General features: G+C 71.9%; 21 protein-coding genes and 2 pseudogenes. 7 read left to right on the top strand and 16 right to left on the bottom strand.

The genetic code is table 11. The features are described from left to right. Positions 1-11: 11 nt before the first annotated feature. Together ACZ5DS_RS09760 and ACZ5DS_RS09755 are read left to right on the top strand one after the other, a co-directional pair. Entirely contained in the window at positions 12-2696 is a 2685-nt protein-coding gene (locus tag ACZ5DS_RS09760) for an ATP-binding protein (RefSeq protein WP_468235584.1), read from the top strand. Positions 2697-2886: 190 nt separating this feature from the next. Next, positions 2887-3417: a hypothetical protein gene (locus ACZ5DS_RS09755; protein ID WP_468235582.1), complete on the top strand. Its 531-nt coding sequence runs from the start codon at positions 2887-2889 to the stop codon at positions 3415-3417. A 5-nt stretch (positions 3418-3422) separates the two neighbouring features. Here the strand turns inward: ACZ5DS_RS09755 and ACZ5DS_RS09750 are convergent, their stop codons facing one another. From ACZ5DS_RS09750 to ACZ5DS_RS09705, 10 genes and pseudogenes are all read right to left on the bottom strand, one after another. Then, entirely contained in the window at positions 3423-4670 is a 1248-nt protein-coding gene (locus ACZ5DS_RS09750; RefSeq protein ID WP_468235580.1) for an IS4 family transposase, read from the bottom strand. After that, positions 4649-4807, bottom strand: a pseudogene (locus ACZ5DS_RS09745) (transposase domain-containing protein); the annotation flags it as partial. The pseudogene ACZ5DS_RS09745 and the gene ACZ5DS_RS09750, both read right to left, overlap by 22 nt. Before the next feature lie 90 nt (positions 4808-4897). Further along, the gene (locus ACZ5DS_RS09740; protein ID WP_468235579.1) at positions 4898-5689 is read right to left on the bottom strand and encodes an SDR family NAD(P)-dependent oxidoreductase; all 792 of its coding nucleotides are present in this window, start codon (positions 5687-5689) and stop codon (positions 4898-4900) included. A 70-nt stretch (positions 5690-5759) separates the two neighbouring features. Continuing rightward, positions 5760-6890: a bifunctional 3-oxoadipate enol-lactonase/4-carboxymuconolactone decarboxylase PcaDC gene (pcaDC, locus tag ACZ5DS_RS09735; RefSeq protein WP_468235577.1), complete on the bottom strand. Its 1131-nt coding sequence runs from the start codon at positions 6888-6890 to the stop codon at positions 5760-5762. Next, a complete protein-coding gene (pcaB, locus tag ACZ5DS_RS09730; RefSeq protein WP_468235575.1) occupies positions 6887-8227 on the bottom strand; it encodes a 3-carboxy-cis,cis-muconate cycloisomerase in 1341 nt (446 codons plus the stop codon). The genes pcaDC and pcaB overlap by 4 nt, the downstream gene beginning before the upstream one ends. Next, positions 8224-8826 (bottom strand): protocatechuate 3,4-dioxygenase subunit alpha, encoded by a 603-nt coding sequence (gene pcaG / locus ACZ5DS_RS09725; RefSeq protein WP_468235573.1) that lies wholly within the window; start codon positions 8824-8826, stop codon positions 8224-8226. The genes pcaB and pcaG overlap by 4 nt, the downstream gene beginning before the upstream one ends. An 8-nt stretch (positions 8827-8834) precedes the next feature. Further along, entirely contained in the window at positions 8835-9608 is a 774-nt protein-coding gene (gene pcaH / locus ACZ5DS_RS09720) for a protocatechuate 3,4-dioxygenase subunit beta (RefSeq protein ID WP_468235571.1), read from the bottom strand. 18 nt (positions 9609-9626) lie between these two features. Beyond that, positions 9627-9746 (bottom strand): annotated as a pseudogene (locus tag ACZ5DS_RS09715) (hypothetical protein); the annotation flags it as partial. 212 nt (positions 9747-9958) lie between these two features. Beyond that, positions 9959-10603, bottom strand: coding sequence for a CoA transferase subunit B (locus ACZ5DS_RS09710; RefSeq protein ID WP_468235569.1), 645 nt, complete (start codon positions 10601-10603; stop codon positions 9959-9961). Next, positions 10603-11358, bottom strand: coding sequence for a CoA transferase subunit A (locus tag ACZ5DS_RS09705; RefSeq protein WP_468235567.1), 756 nt, complete (start codon positions 11356-11358; stop codon positions 10603-10605). Before ACZ5DS_RS09705 ends, ACZ5DS_RS09710 begins: the two co-directional genes overlap by 1 nt. A gap of 183 nt (positions 11359-11541) precedes the next feature. Between ACZ5DS_RS09705 and ACZ5DS_RS09700 the strand changes: the two genes are divergently transcribed. Then, positions 11542-12009: a MarR family winged helix-turn-helix transcriptional regulator gene (locus ACZ5DS_RS09700; protein WP_468235566.1), complete on the top strand. Its 468-nt coding sequence runs from the start codon at positions 11542-11544 to the stop codon at positions 12007-12009. A 12-nt stretch (positions 12010-12021) separates the two neighbouring features. Here ACZ5DS_RS09700 and ACZ5DS_RS09695 read toward each other — a convergent pair whose 3' ends face one another. Continuing rightward, positions 12022-12921, bottom strand: coding sequence for a DUF3048 domain-containing protein (locus ACZ5DS_RS09695; RefSeq protein WP_468236396.1), 900 nt, complete (start codon positions 12919-12921; stop codon positions 12022-12024). A gap of 317 nt (positions 12922-13238) precedes the next feature. On the opposite strand from ACZ5DS_RS09695, the gene ACZ5DS_RS09690 reads away from it, so the two are divergent. Continuing rightward, complete coding sequence (locus ACZ5DS_RS09690) at positions 13239-13940, top strand: hypothetical protein (RefSeq protein WP_468235564.1); 702 nt, start codon at positions 13239-13241, stop codon at positions 13938-13940. Here the strand turns inward: ACZ5DS_RS09690 and ACZ5DS_RS09685 are convergent. Beyond that, positions 13937-15016 carry an ATP-dependent DNA ligase gene (locus tag ACZ5DS_RS09685; RefSeq protein WP_468235562.1) on the bottom strand — a complete coding sequence of 360 codons (1080 nt, stop codon included), beginning with the start codon at positions 15014-15016 and terminating at the stop codon, positions 13937-13939. The two genes, ACZ5DS_RS09690 and ACZ5DS_RS09685, sit on opposite strands and share 4 nt — an antisense overlap. A gap of 74 nt (positions 15017-15090) precedes the next feature. On the opposite strand from ACZ5DS_RS09685, the gene ligD reads away from it, so the two are divergent. Both ligD and ACZ5DS_RS09675 read left to right on the top strand, forming a co-directional pair. Beyond that, on the top strand, positions 15091-16110 hold the full coding sequence (ligD, locus tag ACZ5DS_RS09680) for a non-homologous end-joining DNA ligase (protein WP_468235560.1): 1020 nt from the start codon (positions 15091-15093) through the stop codon (positions 16108-16110). A gap of 174 nt (positions 16111-16284) precedes the next feature. Further along, entirely contained in the window at positions 16285-17325 is a 1041-nt protein-coding gene (locus ACZ5DS_RS09675) for a LacI family DNA-binding transcriptional regulator (protein ID WP_468235558.1), read from the top strand. 26 nt (positions 17326-17351) lie between these two features. Here ACZ5DS_RS09675 and ACZ5DS_RS09670 read toward each other — a convergent pair whose 3' ends face one another. Beyond that, positions 17352-18143 carry a VOC family protein gene (locus ACZ5DS_RS09670; RefSeq protein WP_468235556.1) on the bottom strand — a complete coding sequence of 264 codons (792 nt, stop codon included), beginning with the start codon at positions 18141-18143 and terminating at the stop codon, positions 17352-17354. Between the two features lie 313 nt (positions 18144-18456). Here ACZ5DS_RS09670 and ACZ5DS_RS09665 point away from each other — a divergent pair, with 313 nt between their 5' ends. Further along, on the top strand, positions 18457-18702 hold the full coding sequence (locus tag ACZ5DS_RS09665; protein WP_468235554.1) for a WhiB family transcriptional regulator: 246 nt from the start codon (positions 18457-18459) through the stop codon (positions 18700-18702). Positions 18703-18826: 124 nt separating this feature from the next. Here ACZ5DS_RS09665 and ACZ5DS_RS09660 read toward each other — a convergent pair whose 3' ends face one another. The 3 genes from ACZ5DS_RS09660 to ACZ5DS_RS09650 form a co-directional block, all read right to left on the bottom strand. Then, entirely contained in the window at positions 18827-19801 is a 975-nt protein-coding gene (locus ACZ5DS_RS09660) for an acyl-ACP desaturase (protein ID WP_468235552.1), read from the bottom strand. Positions 19802-20029: 228 nt separating this feature from the next. After that, positions 20030-20806 carry a dimethylargininase gene (gene ddaH / locus ACZ5DS_RS09655; protein ID WP_468235551.1) on the bottom strand — a complete coding sequence of 259 codons (777 nt, stop codon included), beginning with the start codon at positions 20804-20806 and terminating at the stop codon, positions 20030-20032. Between the two features lie 172 nt (positions 20807-20978). After that, positions 20979-22604 carry an ABC-F family ATP-binding cassette domain-containing protein gene (locus ACZ5DS_RS09650; protein ID WP_468235549.1) on the bottom strand — a complete coding sequence of 542 codons (1626 nt, stop codon included), beginning with the start codon at positions 22602-22604 and terminating at the stop codon, positions 20979-20981. Positions 22605-22710 lie beyond the last annotated feature (106 nt).

Raw genomic sequence — 22710 nt, 5'->3', positions numbered from 1 at the left:
GAGGTAACGGGATGACGGAGGGACGGCCGTCGGCGGCCGCCTCGGCTTCCCTGTGGGAGCGGGACGCGGAGATCGCCACCGTCGCACGGGCGCTCGACGTCCTGTGCGCCGATCAGTCATCCGCGGGCAGCCTGCTGATGTTCCGGGGCGAGGCCGGACTTGGCAAGACCGCACTGCTGAACGAGACACGCCGCATCGCCGAGCGCCGCGGCTGCACCGTGTGGTCCGCCCGCGGCGGCGAGACCCTGAAGTCCGTACCGTTCAACGTGGTACGGCAGCTGCTGCAGCCCGCGCTGGTCTCCCTGCTGCCGGAGGAGGCCCGCGAGTACCTCGGCGACTGGTACGACATCGCGGGCCCCGCTCTCGGCATAGTCGACCCGGGAGAGGGCAGCGTCGACCCGCAGTACGTCTGCGACGGACTCGTCGCGGCCGTGCGCCGGCTCGCCCGGCGCGAGTGGCCGCTGGTGCTGCTCGTCGACGACGCCCACTGGGCCGACCAGGAGACCCTGCGCTGGCTCGCCGCGTTCGCCGAACGCCTGGACGACCTGTCCGTGCTGGTCATGGTCGCCCGCCGCCCCGGCGAGGTGAGCGGCGACAGCGCCCGCCACCTCGACGCGGTGGCCGCAGCGGCCGGCCGCCGCATCACCAATCTCAGCGCCCTCACCCCGGAGGCCACCGCCGGACTCACCCGTGCCACCCTCGGCCGGCACGCCGACGACCCGTTCTGCCGCGAGGTCTGGGCCGTCACCGGCGGCAACCCGTACGACACCGTCGAACTCCTCGCCAAGGTGCAGGACAGCGAGCTCCAGCCGGTCGAGTCCGGGGCCTCGGAACTGCGCGCCCTGAACCGCTCCGCACGCGGCGGCGGCCTCGTCGACCGCCTCAAGGGACTCGGCATCGAGGCCACCCGGTTCGCCTGGGCGGCAGCCATCCTGGAAACCGGCATCTCCGTCGACCTCGTCGCACAGCTCTCCAGCATGGACCCCGACATCGCCGAGCGCTGCGCCGAACTGCTGCGCAACGCCCGCATCCTCACCGAGCCCGACGCTGCGGTCGCCGCCGAGACCAAGGACGGCGAGCTGGAGTTCGTCCACCCGCTGATCGCCTCCGCCGTCTACAACTCCATCCCGCCCGGCGTGTGCACCGCCATGCACGGCGTCGCCGCGCAGATCCTCACCGAGACGGGACACGGCGCCGCCGAGGCCTCCCGGCACCTGCTCAAGGTCCACCCGGACGACGACGAGGAACTCGTCGGGCAGCTGCGCGAGGCCGCCCGCGAACACCTGGCCGTCGGCGCGCCCGACGCGGCCCGCCGCTGCCTGGAGCGCGCCCTGGAGGAGCCGCCCCGGCCCGAGGTCCACGCGCAGGTGCTCTACGAGCTGGGCCATGCCACCCTGCTCACCGCACCCGCCGTCACCATCGAGCACCTGCAGAACGCGCTCGCCATGCGCGGACTCGAAGGCGACCAGCGGGTCGACGCCGTGGTCCGGCTCTCCCAGGCACTGCTCCACAACGACCAGCTGGAGGAGGCCGTCCGCACGGTCGAGGCCGAGGCCGCCCGGCACGAGGCGGGCCCGGTCCGGCTGCGGCTGCAAGCCGTGCAGTTCATGTGGGAGGGCATCCACGGAGAGACCGTCTCCCTGGAGCGCTCCCAGCGCCTGGCCGAGCTGGCCGGCACCTGCACCGGCCGGGACAACTCCGAGCGCGCCCTGCTGATCCTGCGCGGCTTCGACGCGATGACCCACGGGGAGAACGCCGAAGAGGTCCTCCAGCTGTGCGACCGCGCCCTCGTCAACGGCCGCCTCGCGCCCGGCCTCGGCTGGATCGACGGCGAGTGGGGCATCGAACTGCTGATGATGCTCGGCAGCGCGTACACCTACGCCGACCGGCTCGACCGCGCCGAAAGCCTCTTCGCCGAGGCGCTGCGCACCTACACCGCCGCCGGCTGGCGCGGCGGACACCTCTCCCTGGCCAACGCCTTCCTCGGCCTCGCCTACCGCAGGCAGGGCCGCCTGAAGGACGCCGAGTCCACGCTGCGCGAGGCACTGGCCCTGGCCGAGCGCGTCGGCCGCGGGCTGCCGCTGTACTGGTCGGCGACCTGCGGACTCGTCGACACCCTGCTGGCCCGCGGACAGATCGGCGAGGCCTGGTCGATCGCCGAACAGTACGGCTTCGCACCGCCGTACCCGTCCACGATCGTGCTGCCCGACATCCGCTCGGTACGCGGCAGACTGCTGCTCGCCGTCGGCCGCACGGAGGAGGGCATCAACGAACTGGTGGACGCCGAGAAGACCGCCGCCTCCCGCGGCGGCCACAACCCCGTCCTCGCACCCTGGTCCATCGACCTCGCCAAGGCCCTCGCCACCCAGGACCCCGCCCGGGCCGCCCAACTCGCCGCGGACGCCCGCCGGCAGGCCGAGCGGTTCGGCACGGACACCGCCATCGGCGAGGCCCTGCGGTGTGCCGCCGCCCTGGAGACCGGCCAGCGCGCGGTACGCCTCGCCGCCCAGGCCGTCGCCTATCTGGAGGCCTCGCCCTGCCAGTACGAGCACGCGGCGGCCCGGGTCGAGTACGGCATCGCGATCCGCTCGGTCGCGGAACTCAACCGGGGCCTGGCGCTCGCCCGGTCATGCGGCGCGGACGGGCTGGTGGCGCAGGCGCGGGAGGTGTTGGAGACGGGCCGGGGGCTGAGGTAGGCCAATGCAGTTGCTTTAGACATTGCTTCACTTGGCGAGTCGGCTGCATCGTGATGCTGTCCATGCCCGCTTAGTTCACGGGGCTCCTCTGCGTTTCGGCTTCACCGCCGCAGGCGCTCGCCGCCATCACCCGCAGCTGCTGGGCCCCGGGATACACTGCTCCGCCCCACCCCGACCGGAGGTCATCTCAGTGTTCCCTGCACGGGTGCTTGCCGGTGCTCCGTTGGCTCTGGTGATTCTCGCCCTGTCCGGCTGCTCTTCCCACTGGGGCTGTACCGACACGACTGCGGAGCGCGGTGAGGCCGGTGTCAGGGTGCAGGTCGAGGACACGTCTGGGCGGCCTCTCCGTGTAACCGCCGAGGTCGTTGACTGGCGCCTTGAGCCCCACCCGCAGGTGCCCTCCGAAGGTGACAAGGTCCACTTCCACTACCGCTTCGACGGCGCCGACAAGACATCCGGCCCTGGAGTGGATGCCTGCGCCGTCGATAAGGAGCGCGTGGCGTTGGGGTGTCAGACGGTGTATTCGTCCGGGGCATGGCCCGGGCCGGACGGTGCCCTCACGGGCGACGAGTGGCTCGCCGTCGAGCACCCTGAGCAGGTTGCCGGGGTGCTGTTGATCCCCAATGACCAGTCCGAGGACCGACGCACCTGCGAGGTGGACATCAAGGACGGTGGCGGGACGCATCCTCCGAAACCGGCCGGCAGGGGGGACCGGCTGTAAGGAGGTCAAGGTGGTTGAGCGCGAGGCACGGGTCTGCCTGCGCCCCGGTGTTTACGCTGTTTGGTGGTCTGGTTGTGCGCCCATCGCCCCGGCGCGACCTTGCTGCGGCCGCTCCGAGTCCTCAGGATCGGCCACCGCATCGGCTTTTTGATCGCTCGGGGCCAGTCCCGGCCAGACCGGGGCGGCAGCAGGCGGGACCGCGCTTCCTGGATGGCCTCCTTCCAGGCGTTGGTCAGCGTGCGCCTGGAGGTGTCGTGCTGGGACGGCACGCTGCGCCGGGCGATCCGGACGCAGCGGAGGTAGGAGAGCCGGTCGGCATCCAGGACCGGGCCACTCGCCGCTGCGGCGTGAGCAAACCGGCGGACGGCCTGGTGGACCGCGAGCAGGGCCCACAGCTCCTGCCGCACGGCTTCAGGGGTGCGCGATCGGAGTGGACCGCCGGGGCCGAGGTGGTTCTTGATCTCGTCGAAGGCCAGCTCGATCTCCCAGCGCTGCCGGTAGAGGGCGATCAGCTCGTCCGCCGGGTACTGCGCGGTGTCCAGCAGGGACGTGCCCAGGTGCACGGCCTTGTCGTCCTTGGTGAAGGTAATGACGCGGTAGGCCGTCTCCTTCGGCAGGACCCGGCCTTCGCGGGCTGCCCGGAGGCGGACATCTTTGCCGGGGCGCATCAGGGACAGCCGGGAGCCGTCCGGCAGCTCCTCCTGGGTGGTGCCGAGGTCGTTGGACTGGAGCCTGGCCAGCAGATGGGCGCCGGACGTGGTGAAGGCGTGGACGAATTCGACCGACCAGAACCCGCGGTCGGCGATGACGAGGTCACCGGGGCCTGTCGAGCTGGCCAGCGGGTAGGCCAGGCGCCGTTCGCCATCCCGGTAGCCGCCCAGGCCTGCGTCGAGGATGGCGTGGGTGCCGATCTCCGCGAGCACGGCGGCTCGCACCTGCGGGAAGCCGAACGGCGTCCCGCCTGTGGAAGGGCCGTCAAAGGCGTCACCGTTGCTCACCGAGTCCGGCACGTCGAACTGTGTGCCGTCCAATGCCAGGAGGCGCAGACCGCGCCACCACGCGCCTGGCGTCTCCTGGACCGCCAGCGGGCCGGCCACCTGTCGGAACACCGTCTCCAGCACCTCTTCACCGAGCCGGACTCGCGCCCGGCACAGCGACGAGCGGTTGACCCGGGCGCCAGAACCCGGCTGCCGGGTATGCCGCTGGTCAGCATGCGTATCACCTCCTCGTACGACTCCCGGGCGAACAGGCACAGCGCGAGCACGAAGTACACGACCAGCCGGGCCGGGAGCAGTCGGCGCCGCTGCTCACCTCGCCTGTGCTTGCGATGGCGGCCTCCACGAGCTCCGGCGTGAACACCTTGGTCAAGATTCCTATGCGTGACCGGCACCCCGGCCCCCACCCCTCCACGAGCAGGTCAACGGACCAGCCGGCTCAAAAGCAACTGCATTGGCTGAGGTAGGCCCCCGCCCCCTGGGCTTCACACGGTGAGCAGCTGACCGGTGACCGCTTCCAGCCGCTTGCGCACCTCGGGGTCGTACGTCCCCTCGTGTGCCCGCGCCGCCCGCGTCCCGTCGTAGTAGCCGCCCGAGCCCATCTCACGCGTGGCCAGCGCCAGCACGCCGGGCGCGCCGTCCGCGACCGAGTTCCACGGCGTGATCCCGCCCTCGCGGACCATCGCCGTGTCCATGTAGGTGGCGGGGTGCAGCACGTTCACCGCGACCCCGGTGCCCGCCAGCTCCTCGGCGAGCGTGAACGTGTGGGCGGCGAGGGCGAACTTGCTGCGGCAGTACGCCGACATGCCGTCGTAGCCGTGGGTGAGTTCGGGGTCGGCGAAGTCCAAGGGCTCCTGGCCGACCGAGCCGACGTTCACGATCCGGGCGGGCGGGTTGGCGCGCAGGACCGGCAGCAGGGCGCGGGTCAGCGCCACCGGCGCCAGGTAGTTCACCGCGAGCCGCAGCTCGTGCCCGTCGGTGCTCAGCTCGCGCCCCGAGCCGCGCGGACCGGCGCCGACGCCCGCGTTGTTGATCAGCACATCCAGCTCGGGATGCGCCGCGCCCACGGCCGCGCCCAGGGCGCGCACCGCGGCGAGGGAGGCCAGATCGGCGACGAACCCCTCCGCCCGGCCCTCGGTGCGCAGCTCCTCGACCAGCTGTTCGGTCCGCGCACGGTCGCGGCCGTGCGCGAGGACCAGATGGCCGCCCCGGACCAGTTCGAAGGCGACGTACCGGCCGAGTCCGGACGTGGCGCCGGTGATCAGAACAGTCGACATGCACCCACCCTAGGCACGGTGCGCCCGCCGGAAGGAGATGCTGCCGAGGCTACGACCAGTAGGGTCACCCTCAGCCGGACCCCTCCTGCTCCTCCTCGGCCAGCACCTGCTGCGCCGTCGCGAACGCCTTGTTGGCCGCGGGCACCCCGCAGTACACGGCGGTCTGCAGCAGCACCGCGCCGATCTCCTCCGGCGTCAGCCCGCCCCGCCGGGCCGCCCGTACGTGCAGGGCCAGCTCGTCGTAGTGGCCGTGCGCGACCAGCGCGGTCAGCGTGATCATGCTGCGCTCGCGGCGCGAGAGGGTCGGGTCGGTCCAGATCTCCCCCCAGGCGTAGCGGGAGATGAAGTCCTGGAACCGCGCGGTGAACGGGGTCTGCCGGGCCTGCGCCCGGTCGACGTGCGCATCGCCCAGCACTTCCCGGCGTACCGCCATCCCGTTCGCCGGCGGCCCGTTCAGTTGGGTGCGCAGGGCGGTCAGGACGGCCTGCGGGCACTGCGCGGGCGCGAGGTGAGAGGCCCCGGGCAGTTCCACGAGCGCGGACCCGGGCACGGCGTCGGCGATGTCCCGCAGATGGGCGGGCGGCGTCGCGTGATCCTCGCGTCCCGCGACGAGCAGGGTCGGTACGGCGATGTCGGCGAGCCGGTCGCGCAGGTCGAAGGCGGCCAGCGCATCGCAGCAGGCGGCGTACGCGCCAGGGTCGGCCTCCCCGTGGTCCCGGACCAGCCGCGGCACGGTGAAGCCGGGAGTGAACCAGCGCGCGTCGGCACTCTCCACCAGCCACTCCATGCCCTCCCGGCGCACCCGTTCGGCCCGCTCCCGCCACGGCGCGCTGCCCCCGAAGTGCGCGGAGGAGCAGATGACGGCCAGGAAGGTCAGCCGCTCGGGGTGGTGCACGGCCAGGTGCAGGCCGACCGCGCCGCCGAGCGACACGCCCGCGTAGGCGAACCGCTCCTTGCCGAGGGCGTTGGCGAGCGCCAGCACGAGCGCGGCGAGGTCGCCGACGGTGGCGCCCGGCCCGATCAGGTCCGGTGCCGAGCCGCCGTGCCCCGGCAGGTCCCAGCGCACCACCCGGTGGGTGATCGACAGCTCGGGGGCGAGGGCGTCCCACAGAGCGTACGAGGTGCCGAGCGACGGGCCGAGCAGCAGCGGGGGAGCGGCGGCAGGGCCTTCTTCCCGATGGTTGAGGAGGTGTGCGGTCAACGTCGCTCCAGAGCACGGTCGGTGAGGGCACCGGCGAAGCCGGTGTAGCGGGCCGGTTCGGTGAGGCCGTCCAGGTCGAAGGCCTTCAACTCGGCTTCCTCCGTGAGGAGTTCGCGCAGCGGTCGGTCCTCCTCGTGGGCGCGGCGGGCCAGTTCGGTCAGCAGCTCCTTGGCACGCGCACGGCCGAGGACGGGTGCCAGCGCGGCGGACAGTCGTTCGGAGACGAGCAGACCCCGAGTGGCGTCGAGGTTCCGGCGCATCGCGGCGGGGTGCACGCGCAGCCCCTCGGCCAGCTCGGCCGCGTGTGCGGCCGCGCCGCCCACCAGCCGCAGCACGTCGCGCAGCGGCGCCCACTCGGCGTGCCAGGCGCCGGCCGGCCGCTCGTCCTCCGCGGCGAGGGAACCGTACAGGGTGGCGGCGAGCTGCGGGGCGCGCCGGGCGGCGGCCGCGAGGAGCGTGGACCGCACCGGGTTCGCCTTGTGCGGCATGGCGGAGGAGCCGCCGCCGCTGCCCTCGCTCACCTCGCCGATCTCGGTGCGCGACAGCGTCAGCACGTCCGCCGCGAGCTTGCCCAGCGCCCCCGCCGTGAAGGCCAGGCAGCCGGCCAGGTCGGCGACCGGCGTCCGCAGCGTGTGCCAGGGCAACTCCGGTGCGACAAGGCCGAGTTCACGGGCATACGCCTCGGTCAGCGTGCCCGCGTCCTCGGCGCCGTACGCCTGGAGAGCCGCCAAGGTTCCGGCCGCGCCGCCGAGTTGGGCGGGGAGCGAGTCCCGTACCCGGGTGATGCGGTCGCGTGCGTCCAGGACCAGCGAGCGCCAGCCTGCCGCCTTCAGCCCGAACGTCGTCGGTACGGCGTGCTGGGTGAGCGTCCGCCCGGGCATCGCCGTGTCACGGTGCCTGGCCGCGAGCCCGGCCAGCGCCCGCTCGGTCCGGTCCAGGTCGGCGAGGATCAACTCCAGGGTGCGTACGGCGACCAGCATCGTCGCCGTGTCCATGATGTCCTGGCTGGTCGCGCCCCGGTGGACGTAGGGGCCGTACTCCGCACCGACCGCCGCCGTCAGGTCGGCGACCAGCGGGATGACCGGGTTGCCGCCCGCCGGGGTGCGGGCCGCCAGCGAACGGATGCCGAAGTTCGCCGGAACGGCCGCCTCGGTCACCGCCGCCGCGGCCTCGGCAGGGGCGAGTCCCAGCGCGGCCTGCGCCCGGGTCAGCGCGGCCTCGGCGTCGAGCAGGGCCCGCAGATACGCGTGGTCGCTCGTCTCGGAGGCCGCGCCGGACAGGCCCCACTCGGGGGCGAGCAGACCGGTGTCGGCGTACGGAGGAGATGCAAAGGTCACTGGAACTCCAGGAAAACCGTCTCGCCTTCGCCCTGAAGGCGGATGTCGAAACGGTAGGTGGTGCCGCCCTCGTCGCCCGCGATCAGCGTGTTGCGCCGGTCGCCCACCCGGGTGAGCAGCGGGTCCGCGGCGAGCGCCGCCTCATCGCCCGGCAGATAGATCCGGGTGAACAGGTGCGTGAGCAGGCCGCGGGCGAAGACGCACACGCTCAGGTAGGGCGCGCTGCGTCCGCGGGCGCCGGGCCGCAGCGTGCGCGCGTACCAGTGGCCTTTCGTGTCCGTCTGGATGCGCCCCCAGCCGGTGAACTCCACGCCGTTGCGGCCCAGGTAGGTGCCGGTGGCGGGATCCCGCCGGATGGAGCCGTCACTCTGCGGGACGGTGCCGTCGGGGTGCGGCCCCCACAACTCGACGAGGGCGTCCGGGAGCGGCCTGCCGTCGCCGTCGAGGACGTACCCGTGCACGGTGACCGTGTCGGGGTGTCCCAGGGGCGCGATCTCCTCGCCGTCGCGGAACGGCAGCGCGTACCCGTAGAAGGGGCCGACCGTGTGGGACGGGGTGGGCAGCACGTTCTCCGGGCTGCTCGTGTCGATCTTCGTCATCGTTTCGGTCAGCGTCCTTCCTCGATCCAGGTGGCGGCCGGGCCGTCCAGCACGATGTCCCAGTGGTAGCCGAGGGAGAACTCCGGCACCGACAGGCCGTGGTCGTAGGTGGCGACCAGCCGCTGCCGGGCCGCGTCGTCCGTCACGGACTGCAGGATCGGGTCGTAGGGGAAGAGCGGGTCGTTCGGGAAGTACATCTGCGTCACCAGCCGCTGGGTGAACGCCGTGCCGAAGACCGAGAAGTGGATGTGGGCCGGGCGCCAGGCGTTGACATGGTTGCGCCACGGGTAGGGGCCGGGCTGGATGGTGGTGAAGTGGTAGCGGCCCTCGGTGTCGGTGAGGGTGCGGCCGACGCCGGTGAAGTTCGGGTCCAGCGGCGCGTCGTGCTGCTCGCGCAGGTGGGCGTAGCGTCCGGCCGAGTTGGCCTGCCAGATCTCGATCAGCTGGCCGCGGACCGGGCGTCCGGCGCGGTCCAGGAGCCGCCCGGACACGGTGATCCGCTCGCCTATCGGCTGGTTGGTGTGCTGCCGGGTGAGGTCGTTGTCGATCTCGGTGAGGTCGCGCTCCCCGAAGGCGGGGGAGTGCAGTTCCACCAGTTCGGGGTCCTGACCGGTGTCGATGGCGACCAGGGGCTGCTTGGGGTGGCGGAGGGCGGAGGACCGGTAGGGCGCGTAGTCGCGGCGGGGGTGGTGTTCGACGGGCGCGCCGTCGGCGACCCGCTTCTCGTACGCGGCGTGTTGGGCGGCGATCTCCTGGTCGATGTCCTGCTGGGTGAGAGCCATGGGATACCTGACGCTTCCTTACCGTTCGAGGCCGAGGGCGAGGCCCTGGCCCACGCCGATGCAGAGGGAGGCCACGCCGGTGCCGGAGCCGCGGCGGGCGAGCTGGTGGACGACGGTGCCGGCGAGCCGGGCGCCGGAGTACAGCTCGGTGTGTGCGGTGGGGAAGGGCCTGTCGGACGTGGGCAGGACGTACCGCGCCCGAGTCGTCGACCCCACACCGCCCGCTACGGCGATGGAGGCGTCGCCCACCGCGATGGCGCGGGCGGCGAGGTCGTCGGGCCGTACCGAGGACAGTGCGCCGTTGTAGCGGCCGATCGGGGAGCGGACGACGTCGACGACGTCAACGGGAATCACAGCACGTTCTCCCCGATGGTCAGTTCGGCGTCGGTCCTGACGACGACGTCTTCGACGGACACGCCCGGCGCGGTCTCCACCAGGACGAGCCCCGCATCCGTGACGTCCAGCACGCCCAGATCCGTGATCACCCGGTTCACACACGCCTTGCCCGTGAGCGGCAGCGTGCACTGCTCCAGGATCTTCGGGGATCCGTCCTTGGCCGTGTGCGTCATGACGACGACCACCGTCCGGGCGCCGTGCACCAGGTCCATCGCCCCGCCGATCCCGGTGACCAGTTTGCCGGGGACCGCCCAGTTGGCCAGGTCGCCGCCCGCGGACACCTGCATCGCACCCAGCACGGCCACGTCGATGTGCCCGCCCCGGATCATCGCGAAGCTCAGCGCGGAGTCGAAGAAGGAGGCGCCCGGCAGGACCGTGACGGTCTCCTTGCCGGCGTTGATCAGGTCCGGGTCGACCTCGTCCTCGGCGGGGTACGGGCCGGTCCCGAGGATGCCGTTCTCCGACTCCAGGACCACCTCGACGCCCGGCGGCAGATGGTTCGGGATCAGCGTCGGCAGCCCGATGCCGAGGTTGACGTACTGGCCGTCCTTCAGCTCCCGGGCCGCGCGGGCGGCCATCTCCTCGCGTGTCCAGGCCATCAGGACCTCACCGTCCGCTGCTCGATCCGCTTGTCCGCCGCCTGCTCGGGGGTCAGCGCCACCACGCGCTGCACGAAGACGCCGGGCACATGCACCGCGTCCGGGTCGATCTCGCCCGGTTCCACCAGCTGCTCCACCTCGGCGATGGTCACCCGGCCCGCCATGGCGGCCAGAGGGTTGAAGTTCCGGGCGGACCTGGTGAAGACGAGGTTGCCGTGCCGGTCACCCCTGGCGGCGCGGACCAGCGCGAAGTCGGTGCGGATGCCCCGCTCCAGGACGTACTCCACGCCGTCGAACTCCCGCACCTCCTTCGGCGGCGAGGCGAGCGCGACCGCGCCCGTGCCGTCGTACCGCCACGGCAGTCCGCCCTCGGCGACCTGGGTGCCGACGCCCGCAGGGGTGTAGAAGGCGGGGATCCCGGCGCCGCCCGCGCGCAGCCGTTCGGCCAGCGTGCCCTGCGGGATCAGCTCCACCTCCAGCTCACCGGCCAGGTACTGGCGGGCGAACTCCTTGTTGCCGCCGATGTAGGAGCCGGTCACCCGGGCGATGCGGCCGGCGGCCAGCAGCACGGCGAGGCCGGACTCCATCGCGCCGCAGTTGTTCGACACCACGCCCAGACCGGTCGTCCCGCGCTCGTACAGCGCCTGGATCAGTACGTTCGGCACACCGCTCAGCCCGAATCCGCCGACCGCGAGGGACGCGCCGTCCGGCACGTCGGCCACCGCCTGACGGGCCGTGGCGACCACCTTGTCCATCCGTGAAGCCCCATCTCTGCATATTAATCAGCGCACTGAGTATTTCGGCGAGATGCCTCTCACGCTGCCACCGGACATCACACCCGTCAATACCCCGCCCTAGTAGGCGCTCCGCATACAGACAGCAGACTTTCTCCCGGGGTATCGTTCAGTGCACCAACGAATCGACACAGGGGAGCGCACATGGCCGCGGTGGATCTCGCCACCCATCCCGGGCACCTGGCCCGGCGGCTCCAGCAGGCGCACTACCTGCTGTGGAACACCATCGTCTCCGAGGAGATCACCTCGCCGCAGTTCGCGGTCCTGAACGCGCTCGTCGCCGAACCGGGCCTCGACCAGCGGACCGTGGGGGAGCGGGTGGGCCTGGACCGGTCGACCATCGCCGAGGTCATCAGCCGGCTCGACCGCCGCGGGCTACTGCACAAGGTGCGCGACCCGCAGGACGGCCGGCGCTTCCTGCTCCGCCTCACCGACGAGGGCCTGCGCACCCACCGCAAGCTGACCGTGCGCACGGCCCGCATGAACCAGGTCTTCCTCGCCCCGCTCTCCGCCGAGGAACAGACCGTCTTCTTCGACCTGATCCGCCGCGTCGCGGACGCCGCCGAGGACCTGCGCAACCCCGCCGAGCCGCTGGTCTCCCAGCAGGGCTGAACGCCGGCCCGGTCAGGAGGGGGCCTCGGCGAACACGACCCACACCTGGCCGTCGGCGAAGTTCATCCGGCTGCCGTCCGCCGCCGTGAACGCCGTACCGTCCGTGGCGGCAGGCCGGGACCAGGTGGCGTCGAAGGACCGCCCGTCCCGCAGCACCTCGGCCTTCCCCGTGCCGACGGTCTCGGTGTACGGCGTGTTGGTGCCGAGCACGTCGTGGTACCGGGACGGGCGTACCGTCACGTACTGCACGACGACCGTCGCCGGCGCCACCCGCTGTCCGGCGGGCGTCATCGTGGGCGTGCCGTCCATCGAGACCAGCCAGCCGTCCCGCTGCGCCGACCAGCTGAACGTGAAGCGCGCCGACGGGTACCGCACGGTCCGCGAGGTCTCGGCAGTGCCGCCGGAGGGTGCGGGACCGTAGCGGAAGCCGGTGGTGAGCGCGGCCTTGCCCGGCGCGGCGGGCAGCAGCCGGGTGGGGCGCAGATAGAGGTTGTGCGGTGCGGCCTTCCCGGTGCTCCGGTGGTAGGCGTCGCCAGCCTCGTCGGGTGACTCCGCCCGCAGCGGGGCCCGGCCGATCAGCGGGAGCAGCTTCCGCTGTGCTCCGGAGAACGCCAGCGTCGGCTCCTTGAACTGGCGCAGCAGCTCCAGGTCCGACTCACGGGCGCTGCGCACCGGGCCGACTTCCTTGGGGAGCGTGCTCGCGTACACCGCCATCAGCCGGCTCAGACCGCCCTCGACCTGCTCCGCGTACACGATGTCCGCCGCGTCGAGTCCCGTCTGCGGGCGGGCCGCGGGCACGTTGTCGATCTTCACGGCGAGCAGCGAGCCGGACAGAGCCGAGCGGGTCTCGTGCGGGGTGCCGTCGTCGGCCGAGCCGTGCCGGGTGCAGGCCGCCGTCAGGGAGGCCGCCATCGTGGCGGCGATCAGTGCCGCCGTGAGCGCGTTGTGCCGCGGGCGTGCCTTGTGTCCTGTCCCCACTGATGCCTCCCCCCTTCGCCTGCGTCGATTGTGTGCTCATCGGACCGATATGGGGAGGGGGCGGCTCTGGGTCGGATTCGTACACCCTGCCGCCGAGGAGGACCAGCCCCGCTTCGGCCGGGCGGTGCAGAAGGTCACCGCGACTCCGGGGGCGACGTTCGACCTGCCCGCGGCCCGGCCGGTCCTACGACCTGGACTTCGGCGCGGCGAAGGTCGACAGCGCGGCCGCGGGCGGGCGCATCGACTACGGCGTGAGCGTCGGCCGGTACCACGCGAGGCCGCCGCAGGACGCACGCCGGGGCTCGGGCCGGACGCTGACCTTCACCGAGCGTGGCCGTCCCGACCGGCATGTCCAGCCGGTTCCGCCCGACCCGCTCGGCAGGGTGTTCACCGAGGTCGAGGTCGACAACCCGCACGACTTCGCGGTCAATGAGGTGACATTGCGCGGCAAGCCCGGGGATGTCGTCAAAGCCGACTTCTTCTTCGTCAACAACGGTCCCGCCGGTGTCCCGGCCGTCGAGGTCCCCGACTTCTGCAGGGGCTCAGGGCGCGGGAAGACGGGTAAGGGCGCCCCGGCCGCTGCCCGTTACACCTGCTCGCAGAACCGCCTCGACAAGAGCCGGACCATGTCCCCCGGGCAGTTCGAGCACTTCCCCTTCCGGTTCCGCCTCGACCGGGCCGACAACCGGGCAGGCCGGATCGGGATGCCGGACCGCTCCGAGTTCGTGCGCGGAGACGGCGACCTGTCGAACAACTCGGCCGCCATCAAGGTCGACATCACCGGCGCCGGTCCACGGCCGCCCGCACCTCCGGGAAGTCCCGATGATCCGCGGCCCGGGACGACCCCTCGGCACCGTACTGACCGCCTGCGCCCTGCTGGTCACCGCACCGGCCGCCGCCGATACCGCCCGACCCGATGCAACACGGCACGGATCGAGGTGGAGGTGCCCTAGGAGTCTTCCTGCCCGGCCCCCAGGATCTCTGCGAGGTCGTAGCGCACAGGCTCCTCCAGCTGTGCGTACGTGCAGCTCTCCGGTGTCCGGTCCGGGCGCCAGCGGCGGAAGCGGGCCGTGTGCCGGAAGCGGGCGCCGTTCTCCATGTGGTCGTAGGCGACCTCGGCGACCCGCTCCGGCCGAAGGGGCACCCAGGACAGGTCCTTCCTGCCCGACCAGCGGCTCGGCGCCCCCGGCAGCCGGGCCGCCTCATGCGCCGCCTCGTCGCTCCAGGCCGCCCACGGGTGCCCGGTGACGTCGTCCATCCGCAGCGGTTCCAGCTCCTCGACCAGTTCCGCGCGCTTCTTCATGGCGAAGGCCGCCGATACGCCCACGTGCTGCAGGGCGCCCCGGTCGTCGTACAGGCCGAGCAGCAGGGAGCCGACCACCGGTCCGCTCTTGTGGAACCGGTAGCCCGCCACGACCACGTCCGCCGTCCGCTCGTGCTTGATCTTGAACATGGCCCGCTCGTCCTGCCGATACCGCAGGTCCAGCGGCTTGGCGATGACCCCGTCGAGGCCGGCGCCCTCGTACTGCTCGAACCAGCGGTGCGCCACCTCCACGTCGGTCGTCGCGGGCGCCAGGTGGACCGGTGCGCTCACCCCGGACAGCGCCCGCTCCAGCAGCGCCCGCCGGTCGGTCAGCGGCACGTCGAGCAGGGCGTGGTCGTCCAGCGCCAGCAGGTCGAAGGCGACGAAGGAGGCCGGCGTCTTCTCGGCGAGCATCCGCACCCGCGAGTCCGCCGGATGGATCCGCTCGGTCAGCGCGTCGAAGTCCAGCCGCCCCTCCCGCGCGATCACGATCTCCCCGTCCAGCACGCACCGGTCGGGCACCCGCTCCTTCAACGCGGCCACCAGCTCCGGGAAGTACCTGGTCAACGGCTTCCCGGTACGGCTGCCCAGCTCGACCTCGGCCCCGTCACGGAACACGATCGCCCGGAACCCGTCCCACTTCGCCTCGTAGTGCATGCCCGGCGGGATCCTCGCCACCGACTTGGCGAGCATCGGCTTCACGGGCGGCATCACCGGCAGATCCATGCGTCCGATTCTGCTCGCATCCCTGCGCCGTCGCCCGGTATGCGCGGTGTGACGGGTGCGCCTACCGTGGCCGCATGGGTGATGCGGTGGAACTCGACGTGGCCGGCCGGACCGTACGGCTGTCCAGCCCGGGCAAGGTCTTCTTCCCGGAACGGGGATTCACCAAGCTGGACGTCGCCCGGTACTACGCCGCCGTCGGCCCCGGCATCCTGCGCGCCCTGCGCGACCGGCCCACCACCCTCCAGCGCTACCCGGACGGCATCGACGGCGAGTGGTTCTACCAGAAGCGCGCACCGAAGGGCATGCCCGACTGGATCCCGACCGCCCACATCACCTTCCCCAGCGGCCGCAGCGCCGACGAGATGTGTCCGACGGAGGAGGCCGCCGTGGTGTGGGCCGCCCAGTACGGCACGCTCACCTTCCATCCCTGGCCGGTGCGCCGCACCCGCGTCGACCACCCCGACGAACTCCGCATCGACCTCGACCCGCAGCCCGGCACGGACTTCGCCGACGCCGTCCGCGCCGCCCACGAACTGCGCGCCGTCCTTGACGAGTTCGGCGGCCTGCGCGGCTGGCCCAAGACCTCCGGCGGCCGCGGCCTGCACGTCTTCGTGCCCATCGAACCGCGCTGGACCTTCACCCAGGTGCGGCGCGCCGCGATCGCGGTCGGCCGGGAGATGGAACGCCGGATGCCCGACCAGGTCACCATCAAGTGGTGGAAGGAGGAGCGCGGCGAGCGCATCTTCCTGGACTACAACCAGACGGCCCGCGACCGCACCATCGCATCCGCCTACTCCGTACGACCCCGCCCGCACGCCCCCGTCTCCGCGCCCCTGCGCTGGGAGGAGGTCGGCGAGGCCAACCCCCGTGACTTCGACCTCGCCACCATGCCGGCCCGGTTCGCCGAACTCGGCGACGTCCACGCCGACATGGACGACCATGCCTACTCCCTCGACGCCCTCCTCGAACTGGCCCGACGTGACGAACACGACCACGGCCTGGGCGACCTGCCGTACCCGCCGGAGTACCCGAAGATGCCCGGCGAGCCGAAACGGGTCCAGCCGAGCCGGGCGCGGCGCGAGCAGGACTCGTGACATCCCGCGCCGTACCCGCCTTCCGGCGCGATCGCCCGGCGCTCGGGGCCGTGGGACGCCAACCCCCGTAGCATTTCCGGCACATCGGTCGTCGAGCCCGTCCCCCGTCGGGCCCCGCCGGCCGCCGCACACCGCGGTTATCCTGATCGCCAGCCGCCGATGAGGAGTCCCGAAGTGTCCGAGGGAGTGTCGCGTCCCACGCTGGAGGCCGTGGCCGCGCGGGCCGGGGTGTCCCGGGCCACCGTGTCGCGGGTCGTCAACGGCGGCGACGGGGTCAGAGAGCCCCTGGTCGCACGGGTCCGGCAGGCGGTCGAGGAACTCGGGTACGTGCCCAACCAGGCCGCACGCAGCCTGGTCACCAAGCGGCACGACGCCGTCGCCGTCGTCATCGCCGAGCCCGAGGCCAGGGTCTTCGCCGACCCCTTCTTCGCGCTGCAACTGCGCGGCATCAGCAAGGAGTTGACGGCCCACGACAACCAGCTCGTGCTGCTGCTGACCGAGGGCCGTGCCGACCACGCGCGCGTGGCCCGCTATCTCGCCGGAGGCCATGTCGACGGCGCGCTCGTCTTCTCCCTCCACCTCGACGACCCGCTGCCCGGCCTGATCCGGAACGCGGGTGTGCCCACCGTGTTCGGCGGCCGCCCCGACTGGAGCGACGGCGACCCCGGCCCGGTGTACGTCGACAGCGACAACCGGGGCGGCGCCCGCGCGGCCGTACGCCATCTCGTGGAGCTCGGCCGGACCCGGATCGCCCACATCACCGGCGCGCTGGACCAGACGTCGGCGGTGGACCGGCTCGACGGCTACCGGGACGTCATGGGCGATCCCGACCCCCTGCTCGTCGCGGAGAGCGACTTCACCCCGGGCGGCGGCGAACGCGCGATGCGTGAACTGCTCGACCGCTGCCCGGACGTGGACGCGGTGTTCGCCGCCAACGACCTCACCGCGCTCGGCGCCCTGCGCGTGCTGCGCGAGCGGGGCCGGCGGGTGCCCGAGGACGTGGCCGTGATCGGCTTCGACGACGTGCTGCCCGTTGCCGAGGAGGCCGATCCGCCGCTGACCACGGTCCGTCAGGACATCGAGGAGATGGGCCGGCTGATGGCCCGCCTCCTGCTGCGCGGCCTGACCGGCCGGGGTCGCGGCGCGGACCCGGCGGACGCGGCCGTTTCCAGCATCGTCCTGCCGACGACCCTGATCCGACGCGCGTCCGCCTAGGATCTGTCCGGCGGATCAGCCTGGCTTCAGCCAACCGGCGGCTCGCTCTTGATCACCGCGAAGCGGACGCCGTACGGGTCGGCGAGCTTGGCCATGCGGCCGACGCCCTCCATGCTTGTCGCCGGCATGCGCACCGTGCCGCCCAACTGCTGTGCCTTCTCGACCACGGCGTCGGTGTCCTCGACCTCGAAGTAGGGCAGCCAGTACGGGCCCGCCGCCGCCTCCGTCGGGTCGTCGGCCAGCGGGACCATCCCGCCGAACATCGCGTCCTCCCCGGCACCGCCCGGGTTGACGCACGTGTACGTGCCACCCGGGAACGGCATCGCCGAGGTCTCCAGGTCCAGCACCTTGTGGTAGAAGGCGGCCGCCGCCGCGACGTCCGGCGTGTACAGCTCGACCCAGCACAGTGCGCCCGGTTCGTTCGCCACGTCCACGCCCTTGGTCTGCCCGGGCTGCCAGATCCCGAACGCCGCGCCCGCCTGGTCGGCGAGAATCGCCATGTGTCCCTGGCCCATCACGTCCATGGGCTGGAACAGCACGCTGCCGTGCGCCTGTTCGGCCGCCTTGCTGGTGGCCTGGGCGTCCTCGCTCTGGAAGTACACCGTCCACGCCGGCGGTCCCTGGTCCGGGCCGGTCTGCATGCCGCCGGCGACGGTCTTGCCGTCGAGCTGGAAGAAGCCGTAGCCGCCGGCGTCCGGCCCCGCCGACTGGAACTGCCAGCCGAAGAGGCCGCCGTAGAAGGAGAGGGCGCCGTCGAGGTCGGGGGTGCCGACGTCGATCCAGTTCGGAGCGCCGTTCACGAAACGGGTGGTGAGCATCTTCGCCCTCCTTGAAGGGGTCCGGAAGGGTCCCGTCCTCTGCACTGCCGAGTCTGGCACCGCCCACTGACAACCGCTGCCGGAGCGCCGCCGCGCGCCCGACCGACGCCCCCCCGGCACCCGGGGCGCCGCGCCGGGTTCTCCGGGATTTCACACTGCTCCCGCGCGCCGCAGTGCGCCCACCTCGTCGCACGGCGCATGATCGGGGGCGGACCAGGGCTCCGGCGGAGCATCAACGACCGGCCCGGGGTGCCGCCGCGCCGTTGATCCCGCGTTGATCGAACGTTTTTCGGCGCGCGGCACGATCCTGGTCATGCACATCGACACGATCATCCCGGCCGACACCGCCTGGCAGGCTCAGGCCCTGTGCGCGCAGACCGGGGCGGACTTCTTCTTCCCCGAGCCCGGCAGCTCGGTGCGCGAGGCGAAGCGCATCTGCGCCATGTGCGAGATGCGCTCCGCGTGCCTCGACTACGCGCTCGCCAACGACGAACGCTTCGGCGTCTGGGGCGGCCTGTCCGAAAAGGAGCGCCTGGCCCTGCGCCGTACGTCCCCCTGAGGCCCGCCTCGGGCGCCCTGCGGCATCGGCAGCAGCGCCCGCCCCTCGTCCGCGCTCAGAGCTCCCCGATCAGAGCTCCCTGATGAGAGCTCCCTGATGAGAGCTCCCTGATGAGAGCTCCGGCTCAGCTCCCCGCCCGCGCCGCCATCCGCGCCTTGCGGGCCGCCAGCCGCTCGTCGAACTTGGCGGCCTCCGCGTCCAGGCCGCCCATGAACAGGCCGAGTTCCTCCTGGGCCTGGCGGCCCTCCGGGCCGAGGCCGTCGATCTCCATGATCTTCAGGAAGCGCAGCACGGGCTGCAGCACGTCGTCGTGGTGGATGCGCAGGTTGTAGACCTCGCCGATCGCCATCTGCGCCGCGGCCCGCTCGAAGCCGGGGATGCCGTGGCCCGGCATGCGGAAGTTGACCACGACGTCCCGGACAGCCTGCATCGTCAGGTCGGGGGCGAGTTCGAAGGCGGCCCTCAGAAGGTTGCGGTAGAAGACCATGTGCAGGTTCTCGTCGGTCGCGATGCGCGCCAGCATGCGGTCGCAGACCGGGTCGCCGGACTGGTGGCCGGTGTTGCGGTGCGAGATGCGGGTCGCGAGCTCCTGGAAGGCGACGTAGGCGACCGAGTGCAGCATCGAGTGCCGGTTGTCGGACTCGAAGCCCTCGCTCATGTGCGCCATGCGGAACTGCTCCAGCTTGTCCGGGTCCACCGCACGCGAGGTGAGCAGGTAGTCCCGCATCACGATGCCGTGCCGGCCCTCCTCGGCCGTCCAGCGGTGCACCCAGGTGCCCCACGCGCCGTCGCGGCCGAAGAGCGAGGCGATCTCGTGGTGGTAGCTGGGGAGGTTGTCCTCGGTCAGCAGGTTGACGACGAGGGCGATGCGGCCGATCTCCGTCACCTTGGACTGTTCCTTGTCCCAGGCCTCGCCGTCCTCGAAGAGGCCGGGGAAGTTGCGGCCGTCGCTCCAGGGCACGTACTCGTGCGGCATCCAGTCCTTGGCGACCTGCAGATGCCGGTTCAGTTCCTTCTCGACCACTTCCTCCAGCGCGTACAGCAGCCGCGCGTCGGTCCACACGGACGGGCTGCCGAGGTGAGGGGAGGTGATCGTCACGGGAACTCCAGGGGGACGCCGAACAAAGGGGGAGAGACGGGGGCGGCCCGGCGAGCGGCGCCGGAAACCTACGAGATCGTAGGCTACGAATCCGTAGGTTACGAAGCCGTAGGTTAAGTTCGCTGTAAAGATCGCTGATCAGCACCCCTGGCACGGGTTTTCGAGAGCATGCAGAACAGCCCCGGGACCCGCAGGTCCCGGGGCTGTCGGCGTGGTGGGATCACCCGGTCAGGCGTACAGCTCCCGCACCCGTACCGAGAGGCAGGTCACACAGCCCTCGAGCTTCTCGAACTCGCTGATGTCCACCGTGACCACCTCGTGGCCGAGATCGGCCAGCAGCTCCGCCGTCTTCGGGGCGCTCGCCGCCATGAGGAGCTTGTGGCCGCCGAGCAGCACCACGTGCGCGCCGGACTCCTCCGGTACCGACAGGAAGCCCGGGAACAGCGACGGCCGGTCCACCTTCGGGATGTGCCCGATGACCGTCCCGTCCGGCAGCGCGGTGACCGCCGACTTCAGGTGCAGCACCTTGCTCACCGGTACGGCCACCACCCGCGCGCCGAGCGGCTCGAAGGCGGCCCGCAGCTGCTGCACGCCGGCCGCGTTGGTGCGCCCGCCCCGGCCGACGTAGATCGTCTCGCCGACCTTGAGAACGTCACCGCCGTCCAGGGTGCCCGGCTCCCATATCCAGTTCACCGAGCAGCCGAGGCTGGCCACCGCCTCCTCGACGCCCGCGGTCTCCGCGCGCCGTGACTCGGCCCCCGGCCGGGTGATCAACGCCACGTTCTTGTACATGACGACGGTGTCCTCGACGAACACCGAGTCCGGGCAGTCGTCCTCCGGGTCGACCTCGATCGTCTCCCAGTCGTGCGTGCGGAGCGCCTCGACGTACGCCTCCCACTGCTCCACGGCGAGGTCCACGTCGACCTTCTCCCGCTCGATGTGCGTCACCAGGCCTTCGGCGAGGCGCGGGCTGGGGCGGCGGACGAGGGCCTTCTTGCTGGGCACGACGGGCCTTTCGTATCGGTGGTGCGGTTTTCCGGCGCGCGTGATGGGGCGCCGGTCCGCCATCATGCAGGGCGCTCCGGCCAGGACAAAACCCTCGTCGCCCCTCGTTGTCAGGCTGTGCCCCTCCTGAGACCCCAGGAAGGGCCGGCCCCGGATCCCGCGCCGAACCGGGTCAGGCCGGATCCCCGAGCGCCTCGGGTGTCGTCTCCTTCAGTTCTCCATCCTCCATCAGCAGCCAGCGCGTGATGCCGATCGACTCCAGGAACGGCAGGTCGTGGCTGGCGACGAGCAGGGCGCCTTCGTACGACTCCAGGGCCGTGGTCAGCTGTCGGACGCTCGCCATGTCGAGATTGTTGGTCGGTTCGTCCAACAGGAGCAACTGGGGCGCGGGATCGGCGAGCATCAGCGCGGCCAGAGCCGCCCGGAACCGCTCGCCGCCGGAGAGCGTGCCGGCCTTCTGGTCGGCCCGTGCGCCCCGGAACAGGAAGCGGGCCAGACGCGCCCGGATCCGGTTGTTCGTGGCGCCCGGAGCGAACCGGGCCACGTTCTCGGCGACCGTCCGCTCGTCGTCCAGCACGTCCAGACGCTGCGGCAGGAACCGCAGCGGGACATGCGCCCTCGCCTCGCCGGCCACCGCCGCCAGCTCCCCGGCGACGGTCCGCAGCAGGGTCGTCTTGCCGGCGCCGTTGCGTCCGACGAGCGCGATCCGCTCCGGGCCGCGCAGATCGAGGATCCCCTCGACACGCGCCCCGTAGGCCAGCTCCAGGCTCTCCAGGGTGAGCACCTGCCGACCCGGCGGCACGGCCGTGTACGGCAGGTCGACGCGGATCTCGTCGTCGTCCCGGACGGCCTCGGCCGCCTCGTCCAGCCGCTCCCTGGCCTCGGCGAGCTTCTCCTCGTGCATGATGCGGTACTTGCCGGCGGACACCTGCGCCGTGCGTTTGCGTAGTTTCATCACCGCCCGGGGCTCGCGCTTGTTGTCGTACATCTTCTGCCCGTACCGCTGGCGCCGGGCCAGTGTGACCTGGGCGTCGGCGAGTTCGCGCTTCTGCTTGCGCAGGTCGGCCTCGGCCACGCGCAGCATCCGCTCGGCCGCCTCCTGTTCCACGGCGAGGGTCTCCTCGTAGGCCGAGAAGTTCCCGCCGTACCAGGCGACCTCGCCGGAGCGCAGCTCGGCGATCTGGTCGACCAGGTCCAGGAGTTCACGGTCGTGGCTGACGACCACCAGCACGCCCGGCCAGGAGGCGACGGCCGCGTACAGCCGCCGACGCGCGTACAGGTCCAGGTTGTTGGTGGGTTCGTCCAGGAGCAGGACGTCCGGGCGGCGCAGCAGGAGCGCTGCCAGGCGCAGCAGCACCGACTCGCCCCCGGACACCTCGCCCACGGTGCGGTCCAGGCCGATGTGTCCGAGGCCGAGTTCGCCGAGGGTGACCAGTGCGCGCTCCTCCACGTCCCAGTCGTCGCCGACGGTCTCGAAATGCTCCTCGGACACGTCGCCCGCCTCGATGGCGTGCAGAGCGGCCCGTTGGGAGGCGATGGCGAGGGCCTCGTCGACGCGGAGCGTGGTGTCGAGCGTGACGTTCTGCGGCAGGTACCCGACCTCGCCGGTCACCTTGACGGTGCCGTCGGCCGGGACGAGTTCACCGGCGAGCAGCTTCAGCAGGGTTGATTTCCCTGATCCGTTGACGCCGACGAGCCCGGTCCTGCCGGGGCCGAAGGCGATGTCGAGGCCGTCGAAGACGGCGGTGCCGTCGGGCCAGGCGAAGGACAGGGACGTGCAGGTGAGGGAAGTAGACATAAGGGCCTCGCGGTTGCTGGGTGCGGTCTGGGCGGGCGCATGTCGAGACACCGCGAGGCGGAAACCGAAAGACCTGGGGCACGAAAAAAGGTCTGTGCCGGAGGAC

Source organism: Streptomyces sp. NPDC031100 (genome assembly GCF_055570785.1).
Note: the sequence above shows the minus strand (reverse complement) of the source record. Positions and strands in the feature narration are given on the sequence as shown.